Source organism: Ureibacillus thermosphaericus (assembly GCF_012396605.1).
Classification (GTDB): domain Bacteria; phylum Bacillota; class Bacilli; order Bacillales_A; family Planococcaceae; genus Ureibacillus; species Ureibacillus thermosphaericus.
In genome coordinates, this window is the sequence record NZ_JAAXPW010000019.1 from 13,600 (window position 1) to 25,678 (window position 12,079).

Here is a 12,079-nt window from a genome sequence, read left to right on the forward strand (position 1 = left end):
CCTTGAAAAATATATCTTTTTGTATGCTCTTGTCAATCCTAAAATTCTACCATAAAATGGTGTGAAAAGGGGGGGTTTTGTGCTTGTAGCAATTACAGAAAATCAAGAACGATTTGTGATTGATTCCACAATTCCTCATACAACATTAAAACGCCTTAGAGAAGAAAGACAATTCTATTGCCCACAATGTGGTGAAAAACTCCAATTGAAAATTGGAACCGTTAAAATGCCTCACTTTGCTCACATTTCAATAAGTCATTGCGAGTCTTATTTTTCTGAAGGTGAAACAATACAACATCTCCAAGGAAAAGAACAGCTGTTTCAACTTTTTCGATATCTTCAAATTCCCGTATTGCTAGAGCCTTATATAGCTGAACTAAATCAACGACCAGATCTGCTAATAAATTTAAATGGATATCAGTATGCAATCGAATTCCAATGTAGTCCAATAAAGCATCAACGATTTCTTGAGCGAAATAGCGGTTACAATCAAAAAAATATCCAACCTATTTGGATTGCATTGACTCCTGTTCAAAAAATAAAAGAAAATGGCTTACAAAAAATTACCCTTCCCCATCAACTCCAACAATTTATTACTAGCGAAAAGAAAGCAAAATATTTAATGACATATAATCCAAATACAAAGCAATTTTTGTATATATCTAACCTCATTCATTTAAAGGGAATTAGTTATTTATCAAAAATTAGTCCTCTCCCACTATTAAAACAAAAATTCCCATTTTATATACCGAGGCCTTTTACAGAAAAGGAATTTTCCAATGTATTAAATGCATACCATAATTTTATCAATCAATTTTTAAAATCAAGGGTATTATTTAGCCGAAAAGGTGTAAATGATTTATTTTTGAGAAGTGTTTATGAGCTGCGAATAGACCTTTATCAATTTCCAATATTTTTAGGGATTCCTATTTGCGGAAATGAAGCATTTCATGTATGTGCAATAGAATGGCAAACTGAACTAATGTATTTTATTCATTTATTGGGAATTAAGGTACATGCAATCAATCAAAAAGTAATAATTGACTTTTTACGATGGTCAAAGCGGGCATGTACGAGTGAGGCTATACAAGTTGTTAATCGATATGTAGAACTTCTCAAAGATTTGTCTGTGGAAGATATGATGAGCACAGTGAAGGAAGAACAATTAGAGGAATTGCTATATAGGCAATTTCTTGCAACAAGAGGAAAATATTGAGAAAATATGATTGTGAAAAAAATTTATCATTACGGGGGCATTGACATGGCAAAAAAATTATTAACACGTGATGAAGTGCCTGTCGAATTGACTTGGGATTTATCAACAATTTTCCCTTCAGACGAGGCATGGGAGGAAGAATTTAAACAGATTGAGCAATTAATTTCAGAAGCAGAAAAGTATAAAGGGAAAGCAACAGAAAGCGCAAAAAGTTTATATGAAACATTGCAATTTAGCGACAAAATTTCTGAGCGCTTCGGGAATTTATACGTATATAGTCATTTGAAACACGATGAAGATACGACGAAAAGCAAATATCAAGGGATGGAAAGCCGTGCACGTTCTCTAGGAGCAAAGATTAATGCGGCATGGTCTTTCTTAACTCCTGAAATTTTAACTTTATCGGAAGAACAAATACAACAATATTTAGAAGAATACGAACCGTTGCGTCTATATGAGCAAATGTTTAAAGAATTAAATTTACAGCGCCCACATGTATTATCGGCCGATAAAGAAGCTATATTAGCACAATTTTCAGAAGTGACAAGCTCTCCGGGTACTACTTTCAGCGCTTTGAATAATGCAGATTTAGAGTTTCCAACTATCAAGAATGAAGATGGCGAAGAAGTACAACTGACTCATGGAAACTACATCACATTTTTAGAAAGTGAAGATCGTGAAGTAAGAAAAAATGCTTTTAAAGCGATGTATGATACGTACGGCAAGTATATTAATACTTTTGCTTCCACATTAGCAGGCAACGTAAAATCACATAATGTTTATGCAAGAATCCGGAACTACGATTCTGCTCGTCATCGCGCATTAGCAGGCAACCATATACCTGAAAAGGTCTATGATCAATTAATTGAAACGATACACGAATACTTACCAGCACTTCACCGCTATGTATCATTGCGTAAAAAAGTGCTCGATGTGGATGAATTGCACATGTATGATTTATTCGTACCTCTTGTGAAAAAAGTGAAAATGGATATGCCTTATGAAAAAGCAAAAGATATTATGGTGAAAAGCTTTGCTCCATTAGGGGAAGAATATCAAACTATCGTCCAAGAAGGATTAAATAGCCGCTGGGTAGATGTAATGGAGAATAAAGGAAAACGAAGCGGAGCATATTCTTCAGGGACATACGGCACGAATCCGTACGTATTAATGAACTGGCAAAATAATATTGATAATTTATTTACGTTAGCCCATGAATTTGGACATAGTATGCATAGTTACTATACTCGGAAAAATCAACCGTATCCTTATGCGGATTACTCCATTTTCGTGGCGGAAGTAGCTTCTACATGTAACGAGGAGCTTTTATTCGATTATTTATTAAAAACGACGGAAGATAAACAAGTGAAAGTTTACTTACTCAATCATTGGCTCGATAGTTTCAGAAGTACGGTTTATCGCCAAACAATGTTTGCTGAATTTGAACATATGATTCATGAAATGGATCGAAATGGTGAGGCGCTTACTGCTGAACATCTTACAGAAATTTATTATGATTTAAATAAACAATATTTCGGTGATGAAATGACGGTAGATGAAGAAATTGGCTTGGAATGGGCGAGAATACCACACTTCTATTACAATTACTATGTATATCAATATGCAACAGGGCAAAGTGCAGCAGTTGCTTTAAGCCGTCAAATTTTAGAAGAAGGACGTCCTGCAGTAGATCGCTATATTAACAACTTCTTAAAAGCGGGATGTTCTGATTTCCCAATTGAAGTATTGCGAAAAGCTGGTGTAGATATGGAATCAAGAGAACCAATCGCTCAAGCTTGCAAAGTATTTGAAGAAAAACTCAATCAATTAGAATCACTGTTATTGAAATAGTGAATTACTGTATAACTCATACGGTAAAATACACATTAAAGTTAGTAAAAAAGCTTCAAAAGAGTTAATAAAATCTCTTTTGAAGCTTTTTTTTCTTGAAATAAAAGTTTTTAATGTATAATTTTTTTTGACGATTTTATTTAGAGAATGTGAACGTTTTTTGAAGTACATATATAGCTTTTACAATCTTGATTGTTCCTAATTTTTCAATAATTTTTACAAGTTTCATGAAAGTGTTTACATTATGTCGAATTTGTGAAATTCCATTAAACTTTATTGCACAAATTATTATTCCATGATAAATTAAAAACGTGAAATAAATCACATATCAAACATACACCCCTTTGTTTGAACGTGAACATTTCTCCCATCCCCTTTGTGTAAGGAGGCATTTGCTGCAGCAAATGCCTCTTTTACTTTATTCTCATCAATGATACATTCGCACCAAAAGACCTGTAATAAATCTTTCTCTTTTAACAACATAGCTTTGGTTAAAAAAACAAAAAAAACGTAGACATGCTATATCATGTCTACATTCAGAAAAGCATCTAGATATTCTATCATTATCAAAAATTTAATCCACAATTACTAGAGTGAAAAAGAAGATGATTTTAAACGCCATAATGTAACAGCATCATTTGAAACACGTTCGATTTTTTGTTGTAACATCCGTTTTTTCAATTCTCTTTCCGCATCGCTCATGGATATCGAATAGATGCTTGCCACTTCATCGGTTGTTAAGTATTGAAAACGTTGGAATAACTCTTCGAATGTTGGTAACGGTTTACTGACGATTTCTTCATCCAACATTTCCTGCAATATTTGAACGTATATTTCATAGGAATACATTCCACTTACTTTTAGACCTTCATCTTCAATGCATTCATTAAAGAATACAATGCTCGGCACTTCATCAACTTCCATTTCACGAGTGATATATAAATCACATTGAAAAGCACGCACCGCTTCTTTTGATCCGAAATCTTTAATAAATTCCTCTTGGTCTAATGTTGCTTCCTTCGCAATTTCTACTAAAGCTGAATAGGAATGAACATTTTTAGTTCCCAACAATGCATGTTCCTGCAATTTTCTAATATAACGATTTGCTGCTTTTTTACCTTGTAATTCTGCTGCTTTAATGGCAAGTGAGGGTAAGGCAGGATGAGTAATATCCACATCAGTACCTGTTAAGCACCCTTTGATACGTCTAGTAACACAGTTTAAAGTTTGTAGTTCTGTGCTCAGTACGTATCGCCAAGTGAAATAATGCTCGTATTCCAATTGTAGCTTTTTTAACATTGACTGTAATTTAAAGGCATTTGGACAAAGCGGGTCAATAAAAATATAAAGTTCAATTGGTTTTGTCGTCTTCGTGGATGCGACAGGTTCTGACAGTAGCTGGATATTATTCAATCTAATCCCCCCTCATCCTCACTCGGAGTATTAATCATATGATGCGCTGTTAAAACAAGACGTTGGAAATATTGTTCACGAAATGGGCCTTCAAGTCCTACTTCATCCATCGCTTCACTCATACATTCCAGCCAAGCTTGAGCATGGTCTGGAGTGATTTTAAAGCGCATATGTCTTGCTCTCATCATCGGATGACCATGTTCTTGAGTATATAAATTCGGACCACCTAAATATTGCGTTTGGAATTGTATTTGTTTGCGAATTGTTTCTTTTAAATCTTCTGGAAACAATGGACGGAGTAATGGATGGACATCAACTCGTTTATAAAATGCATGAATAAGCTTTTCTAACTTTTCAGCACCAATTTCCTCATAAGGAACCATATACTTTCGATTCATAGGTGTAAACTCCTTTTATACACTTTTCCCGCATGTACGAATTGTGATCGACCTTGATTAGTTATATTTCATTCTATCAACGACTCACCGTTTTCTCAAACAAATCGCTTTCAGCAAGTGTTGATAATTGAGGGGAAATATAGAAATTATCCAACTACATCGTTCGATAATAATTTAACACTTTCTTAACATAGTTTTGAGTTTCTTTAAATGGAGGAATTCCTCCATATTTTTTTACATTACCAGGTCCTGCATTATATGCAGCTAAAGCCAGTTCCAAGTCATTATCAAATTGATTGAGCATTTGACGCAAATATTTTGTACCACCCATGATGTTTTGTTCAGGGTCTTTCGAATTCGTTACACCTAAATATTTTGCGGTACCTGGCATCAATTGCATAAGCCCGGTAGCCCCAGCTGAGCTTACTGCATTTGGATTAAAATTCGATTCTTGTTTTATAACTGCCATAATTAATTTTTCAGGAATACCGTATTTGGCAGATGCTCTTTGAATAATTTCACGATAATCTCCGTGCGTTGCTGAATCGATATTTGTTTCTGATTCGGAAGCGTTAGATTGAGAATAGGATGTTGTTATGTACGGATTTGGGCTAGATAATATGAATTTTGAAATATAATCTTTTGCTTCATCATTTAGTCCGTTTTTATAAGAAAAGTTTTCAATCGCTTCAAGTAGGGCTTTTTCTGGATTATCGCTATTTTGGGTAGTAGCCAATATTTCTTCTAGCATTTCTGCAAATAAACCTTCCTCAGTCGTTGCATTGATAGAAGAGCTATTTAGGGAACGCAATGCGTCAATTTCTAATATGGTTTTCAACATTGTTACATCCATTTACTGTACTCCTTTCTCTTGGACAGCTATCATAAATCGGGCGATTTTTTTGTCAGCTATTTGTATATCGATATTTCGTTCTTGTAAAAAAGATAAAAACCGTTTCTCCCCTACTGTTGGGTTATTTGTTTCATATTCTACCTCATAATCATCGCAGTGCAAATAGAAGGAATGGTCAAAAACAAGAATTCCACCCTCATATGGCACCTCAGCCCGATCTGTTGTCAATGTTCCAAAGGGGCGTAAATCTTCAATAGGCACTTGCAATCGCAGTAATCTTTCCTTGACAGAAGGTGCCCAAAATCCCTTGCCAGAAAGCATATCATCCCTTTGTTGTTGTGTTAAAATGTCCGTTGTTTCAAGATGAATATGTTTTGCCGTTTTCTCTTTTAAAGTACAAAAATATTTTCCTTTTTGTTCTCGAATGCGTAGGGCACTGGAAAATTTCCTCAAGTGCCAATTTTCTGTATCAAAATAGTGATTAACTTGTCGAACGATTTGATGTTTTTGAATGTTGAACTCTGTTAATAATTGTTCATATTGTTCTTTTGTTAACATGTTTTTAAATTCAATTTCATACTGTTGACTCATGACTTTATCCCTTTCATTTATGCATTTTATTGAACCTTTTTATCGAAAATAGTTCCTGCTATGTTAAAATATGAGGAGAAATGGTAGGAAGGGATTGTTATAAATGCGCAACGTTTATGTCGTTGATGATTATCGTTTTGAAAATGATGAACTTTATTTTAGTTTAAACAAAAATCACTCCAAAATACAAATTCAGCCAGCAGGACAAGTGTTAACGGATTCTGACGAGCTTGCTTTTATTTATGTCGTTGAAGAAGACAACGAATATAGTTATTTACAATTTCCTAAAAAAGTGTGGCATGCATTAGTAGAAATGATAAAAAAGAAGAAAGATCCGATATTAATTTTAGATAATGAATCCATACTATTACATAATTTTTCGAATGAATTAGAAATGCTCATATATAACATTGAAGGAAATGGCAATTACGGTGATGAATTTGTACAAGCAGTAGAAGAAACTTTTCGTGAAATATTAGAAGCACAATAATTGATTGAGTTTTTGTAGCGTATTGGGGGGATTTTTATGGGGCAATGGGAACGCTTCCTAGGACCTTATAAACAAGCAGTCGATGAACTAAAAGTGAAATTTAGAGGGATGAGATCTCAGTTTTCTGCAGAAGGCACAACTTCACCCATTGAATTTGTTACTGGTCGAGTGAAACCATTAGCAAGTATATATGATAAAAGTTTTGAAAAAGGAATTCCCTTTGAACCTTCAGAACAATTAGCAAGGGAGTTGCAAGACATCGCTGGTATTCGCATTATGTGTCAATTTGTAGATGATATCACAACGGTTGTTAATTTAATTCGCCAGCGGGATGACCTGAGAGTAATTGAAGAAAAAGATTATATTACTCATAAAAAACCAAGTGGTTATCGTTCATATCATATGATTGCAGAGTATCCAGTGGAAACGGTCAGTGGGAAAAAGACGGTATTAGTAGAAATACAAATACGTACGTTAGCCATGAATTTTTGGGCTTCAATCGAACATTCTTTAAATTATAAATATAAGGGCGATTTTCCTGAAGAAATTAAATTACGCCTAAAACGTGCGGCTGAGGCAGCATTCCAACTAGATGAAGAAATGTCATCAATCCGTTATGAAATACAAGAAGCACAGGCGTATTTTAGTGAAAATAAGGAAGCTCAAAATCCAAAGATCCGAGAGGAAAAGGAGCGTGAATAATTTGAAGTTTTCTATTCAATCACGCAATGATTCTCAATCAAATGAATTGAAGGAACTTGCAAAAAATTACTTACAGGATTTCGGATTAATATTGGATGAAGTAGAACCGGATATTGTCATTTCCATTGGCGGAGATGGTACTCTTTTGCATGCTTTCCACAACCATGTGAAAAGATTGGATAAAGTGGCTTTTGTAGGGATTCATACTGGGCATTTAGGATTTTACGCAGATTGGAAACCTTCTGAATTGGAAAAGTTAGTATTATGTATTGCGAAAAATCAATATAAGGTCGTTGAATATCCATTATTGGAAGTAAATGTGTGCAATCATACAGAAATCAGTACTTATCTTGCACTCAATGAGGCAACGATTAAATCGCCCAATGTAACGTTAGTGATGGATGTGTTTCTAAATGATCGCCATTTTGAACGTTTCCGCGGTGATGGCTTATGTATTTCAACCCCATCAGGAAGTACAGCGTATAATAAAGCATTAGGCGGTGCTATCATTCATCCTACATTGCAAGCGATTCAAGTGACGGAAATGGCATCAATCAATAACCGCGTTTTCCGTACAATCGGATCCTCCCTAGTGTTACCAGCCCATCATACATGTAAATTAAAACCGGTCAAAAACCAAACGTTCACAATGACAATTGACCATCTGCAATTGGACCACAATGAATTGGATTATGTCATTTTCAAAGTGGCAAAAGAGAAAGTGCGATTTGCAAGATTCCGTCCGTTTCCATTTTGGGAAAGGGTTCATGATTCCTTTATTGCAAGTGAGTGATTCAAATGCCATTTAAACTGCAGTTTCAAGCAATGGAAGATGGACAATTATTAAGAGAAGCGATTTTAAAACAAGATATTTCGAGCAGGGCATTAACGGCAATCAAATTTCGCGGTGGTAAAATTTTAGTGAACGGTGAAGAACAAAATGTTCGCCACATCCTTTCGAAAGGGGATGAAATTACAATCATTTTCCCTGAAGAACAGGCGAGCGAGCATCTAAAACCAGAGTATGGAGAATTAAATATTGTTTATGAAGATGATGCATTGTTAATTATTGATAAACCGCCTTTTATTAATACCATTCCTTCAAGGGAACATCCGACGGGAAGTATCGCTAATTTTGTTTATGGATATTTTTTGGAACAAGGAATTGATTCCACCGTCCATGTTGTGACTAGAATAGATCGTTATACTACAGGGCTTGTTTGTATTGCAAAACATCGGCATATTCATCACTTAATGAGTATGCAATTGCAAAAGGGTCAAATCATAAAAGAATATGAAGCCATTGTACATGGACATGTTTCAAAGGATCTTTCCATTATTCTCCCAATAGGCAGGAAAGATTCAAGTATAATCGAACGGGAAGTAAGAGAAGATGGACAATATGCACATACCGATGTGAAAGTATTAAAACGTTTCATTTATCAAAATGAGCCGCTTTCACATGTTCGTCTACGATTACATACTGGAAGAACCCATCAAATTCGTGTTCATATGTCGCATATCGGGCATCCGCTTGTAGGCGACGAATTATATGGAGGAAGTAAACATATATTAAATCGTCAAGCCCTTCATTGCGTATACTTGGAAATGATTCATCCGTTATTGAAGAAAAAAATTATTTTTTCTAGTGAACTAGTTGAATCCATGAAAAAAATAATCCATAATTAGATGTTCGAGTTATTCGAGCATCTTTTTTTCTGTAAATACACAAAAATATTCATAAAAATTTTATTGTCGAGATTAAAAATGCAACCTATCATTTAGGTTGAGAGGAGGGAGACAAAATGATCGAAGAAAAAGATGAAAAACGGGATGTTTCTTATGATGAGGAGCAGCTGTTCCAAAATTTAATTGAAGAAAATATTGATGAATTCCGGAAGCATTTTTTATCACTTCATGCGTATGAGCGGGCGAAATTTTATGTTAAGGTTGGACCAGACATACGTAGGACAATGTATCATTTTTTGTCTCCCGAAGAAATGGCGGAAATTTATGAAGCCATTGAATTGGACGATGAAGAAGTTGAACACTTTATTAAAGAAATGGACCCCACATATGCGGCAAAAATGTTGTCTTACATGTATACCGATGATGTGGTGGATGTATTAAATGAATTAGATCAAGATGATCGAAATAGTTTTCTTGAATTGATGGATGAAGAAACGAAAGAAGAAATTACAGAGTTGCTGGGGTATGAAGAATATACAGCCGGTTCCATCATGACGACGGAATATGTATCAATTCAAGAAAATTCAACGGTACGTTCGGCGATGAATGTGCTTCGTCAAGAGGCACCTGATGCAGAAACAATTTATTATGTGTTCGTTGTCGATGAATCTCATCGTTTAACAGGAGTTTTATCGCTAAGAGACTTAATTGTTGCAGATGAAGATGCATTTATTCGAGATATCATGAGTGATCGGGTTGTTTATGCAAAGGTCACAGATGATCAAGAAAAAATTGCCCAAATCTTTAAAGATTACAATTTCCTTGCTTTTCCTGTTGTTGATGACAATCTCGTATTGCAAGGGATTATTACTGTAGACGATATTATTGATGTCATTGATGAAGAAGCGAGCGACGACTATTCAAAATTAGCCGGTATTTCCGATATTGATGATATTGCTTCAAGTCCATTCAAAGCTGCAAAACAACGATTACCTTGGCTAGTAATGTTGCTATTTTTAGGAATGATTACAGCGACATTAATGGGCCAGTTTGAAGAGACACTTGAAAAAGTTGCGTTGCTAGCTTTATTTATTCCTCTCATTTCTGGAACTAGCGGAAATAGTGGTACGCAAGCTCTAGCTGTCGTTGTTCGAGGAATTGCAACGGGAGAAATTGATGAAAAAAGCAAACTAAAAATGATTTTTCGTGAAATGGGTACCGGATTAATCACAGGGATTGTTTGTGGTTTGATTGTAGTAGGAGTTGTGTTTGTTTGGAAGCAATCCTTATTAATCGGGTTGCTTGTTGGGACAGCCATCTGTTGTTCGATTTTTGTAGCAACGATTGCTGGCTCCTTTATTCCGTTGTTGATTCATAAATTAGGCATCGACCCAGCAGTCGCATCAGGGCCGTTTATTACGACTTTAAATGATATTACAAGTATTTTAATTTATTTAGGATTGGCAACGTTATTGTTAGGACAGTTGTAAACTTTCATAAAAAAATGGAAAGAAAAAATCTGCTTTTAAATGGAAGAGCAGATTTTTTCTTTTTATAATGAAAAATTATCGGGGGAGTGGACGAAACTAAATATTGAAAATTATAGAAGGCAAATTGCCTACAACAAAATTATTTAAATGCTTTTTTGGATGATACGGTAATTGTTTCGATATCGTTGGCATTAATGGTTTTCAAGTCGTCTTGTGTACGGATTTTAATCAAAATGCCATCTAACCCTTCAATGATTCCTGTAATTTTTTCACCATTGTTTAAATGGAAAATTAAATGACGATTTTTACGGTTGATGGGTTGTGAAAAATAATGCAATTGCCTTGCAATAACGGAATTTTTAATTCGCTCTCTACGCGTAATTTCATAAACAGAAGTACTTTCTTCAAGAGACGCTTCTTCCGTGTCTTCATCAACTTCGATGTAATAAAAAGGAGGGGTTTGAATAAATAGTAATGGTTCTTCCACTGATGCACATCCTTTTTTTCATAAAATATGCAACTCATTTTATTTCGTGACAATTGTCTAGCTTCAGCAGTTTCAATTGCATTTTAAGACGATTTTCTTGTACTGGATTATCACTAGAATTCAGCTCAATTAATACCTATAAGAGATTCAAGAAGATTTTCAAGAGTAAATCAATAAAAGTAAATAAAAAGAAGGAGCAAGCTGCCCCTTCCTCTTGGTGGATGTTATTCCTTACTTGTTAATGTGTAAATTTACGTCAGCAATGCATTGAATTCCAGCAAAACGTGATAGATCAACTGTTACGCAAGTATCTGTTTTCTTGAAGTGGTAGCAATCCATCATTGCTCCAGCATCTAATGTCTCTCCATCTACTGCTGATATTGGTTCATATGCTTCGCTTGTTGGAGCAATTGCTCTAAGTGTAGCACAGCAATCACCGAACATATCTTCCACTCTGAAGAATGGCGTTTTGTACCAACCATATTCTTTATCGCAGAACATTACTTTAAATGGAGAACCATCTTCTGTTAGTAACATAAATACCCGAGTATCTGCATGGTTGCGACGATTTTTATTGTTAATTCCCCCAAGAGGTTCTAAGAAGCAACTTGTTCCACAAGTATCATCATCATCTTCCACTACATGATTTTGAAGTTCTAATATTGTTTCTACTACTTCACAAATGCATCCTTCATGACGACGACCATGATGAGATGAACTCTCAAAATGTTTTCTTCCACAACCCATTATCATGTCACCTCACTTAATTTTGTTCAATCTACAATATGTAAAAGTGCGATTGAAATAAGGGCGATTGTCTATAGGCGCGTTTCATTTAAGTCATTTATCTTGAATAGTTTTTTTTATGAAAACGCATAATGACATTAAAAAGGGGGATG

At 34.9% G+C, this 12,079-nt stretch carries 13 protein-coding genes; 7 read left to right on the top strand and 6 right to left on the bottom strand.

The features are described from left to right. The first annotated feature begins 79 nt into the window (after positions 1 to 79). Both HF990_RS08810 and pepF read left to right on the top strand, forming a co-directional pair. Entirely contained in the window at positions 80 to 1,216 is a 1,137-nt protein-coding gene (locus HF990_RS08810; protein WP_168412432.1) for a competence protein CoiA, read from the top strand. Positions 1,217 to 1,261: 45 nt separating this feature from the next. Further along, on the top strand, positions 1,262 to 3,067 hold the full coding sequence (pepF, locus tag HF990_RS08815) for an oligoendopeptidase F (protein WP_168412433.1): 1,806 nt from the start codon (positions 1,262 to 1,264) through the stop codon (positions 3,065 to 3,067). Between the two features lie 588 nt (positions 3,068 to 3,655). On the opposite strand, the gene HF990_RS08820 is transcribed toward pepF, so the two are convergent. The 4 genes from HF990_RS08820 to HF990_RS08835 all read right to left on the bottom strand — a co-directional run bounded on the left by HF990_RS08820 (position 3,656) and on the right by HF990_RS08835 (position 6,322). After that, complete coding sequence (locus HF990_RS08820) at positions 3,656 to 4,480, bottom strand: DsbA family protein (protein ID WP_168412434.1); 825 nt, start codon at positions 4,478 to 4,480, stop codon at positions 3,656 to 3,658. Beyond that, complete coding sequence (locus tag HF990_RS08825; RefSeq protein ID WP_016838233.1) at positions 4,477 to 4,878, bottom strand: globin domain-containing protein; 402 nt, start codon at positions 4,876 to 4,878, stop codon at positions 4,477 to 4,479. Before HF990_RS08825 ends, HF990_RS08820 begins: the two co-directional genes overlap by 4 nt. Before the next feature lie 154 nt (positions 4,879 to 5,032). Then, a complete protein-coding gene (locus HF990_RS08830; RefSeq protein ID WP_168412435.1) occupies positions 5,033 to 5,731 on the bottom strand; it encodes a lytic transglycosylase domain-containing protein in 699 nt (232 codons plus the stop codon). Continuing rightward, entirely contained in the window at positions 5,732 to 6,322 is a 591-nt protein-coding gene (locus tag HF990_RS08835; RefSeq protein ID WP_168412436.1) for a CYTH domain-containing protein, read from the bottom strand. Between the two features lie 103 nt (positions 6,323 to 6,425). Between HF990_RS08835 and HF990_RS08840 the strand changes: the two genes are divergently transcribed. From HF990_RS08840 to mgtE, 5 genes are all read left to right on the top strand, one after another. Then, on the top strand, positions 6,426 to 6,812 hold the full coding sequence (locus HF990_RS08840; RefSeq protein WP_016838236.1) for a UPF0738 family protein: 387 nt from the start codon (positions 6,426 to 6,428) through the stop codon (positions 6,810 to 6,812). Between the two features lie 36 nt (positions 6,813 to 6,848). Beyond that, positions 6,849 to 7,514: a GTP pyrophosphokinase gene (locus HF990_RS08845; protein WP_016838237.1), complete on the top strand. Its 666-nt coding sequence runs from the start codon at positions 6,849 to 6,851 to the stop codon at positions 7,512 to 7,514. 1 nt (position 7,515) lies between these two features. After that, the gene (locus tag HF990_RS08850; protein WP_026019069.1) at positions 7,516 to 8,307 is read left to right on the top strand and encodes an NAD kinase; all 792 of its coding nucleotides are present in this window, start codon (positions 7,516 to 7,518) and stop codon (positions 8,305 to 8,307) included. A 5-nt stretch (positions 8,308 to 8,312) separates the two neighbouring features. After that, positions 8,313 to 9,203: an RluA family pseudouridine synthase gene (locus tag HF990_RS08855; protein WP_184656230.1), complete on the top strand. Its 891-nt coding sequence runs from the start codon at positions 8,313 to 8,315 to the stop codon at positions 9,201 to 9,203. 116 nt (positions 9,204 to 9,319) lie between these two features. Beyond that, positions 9,320 to 10,693 carry a magnesium transporter gene (gene mgtE / locus HF990_RS08860; RefSeq protein ID WP_016838240.1) on the top strand — a complete coding sequence of 458 codons (1,374 nt, stop codon included), beginning with the start codon at positions 9,320 to 9,322 and terminating at the stop codon, positions 10,691 to 10,693. Positions 10,694 to 10,832: 139 nt separating this feature from the next. Here the strand turns inward: mgtE and HF990_RS08865 are convergent, their stop codons facing one another. Together HF990_RS08865 and HF990_RS08870 are read right to left on the bottom strand one after the other, a co-directional pair. Beyond that, positions 10,833 to 11,180: a hypothetical protein gene (locus HF990_RS08865; protein ID WP_016838241.1), complete on the bottom strand. Its 348-nt coding sequence runs from the start codon at positions 11,178 to 11,180 to the stop codon at positions 10,833 to 10,835. A gap of 231 nt (positions 11,181 to 11,411) precedes the next feature. Beyond that, entirely contained in the window at positions 11,412 to 11,927 is a 516-nt protein-coding gene (locus HF990_RS08870; RefSeq protein ID WP_016838242.1) for a CotY/CotZ family spore coat protein, read from the bottom strand. Positions 11,928 to 12,079 lie beyond the last annotated feature (152 nt).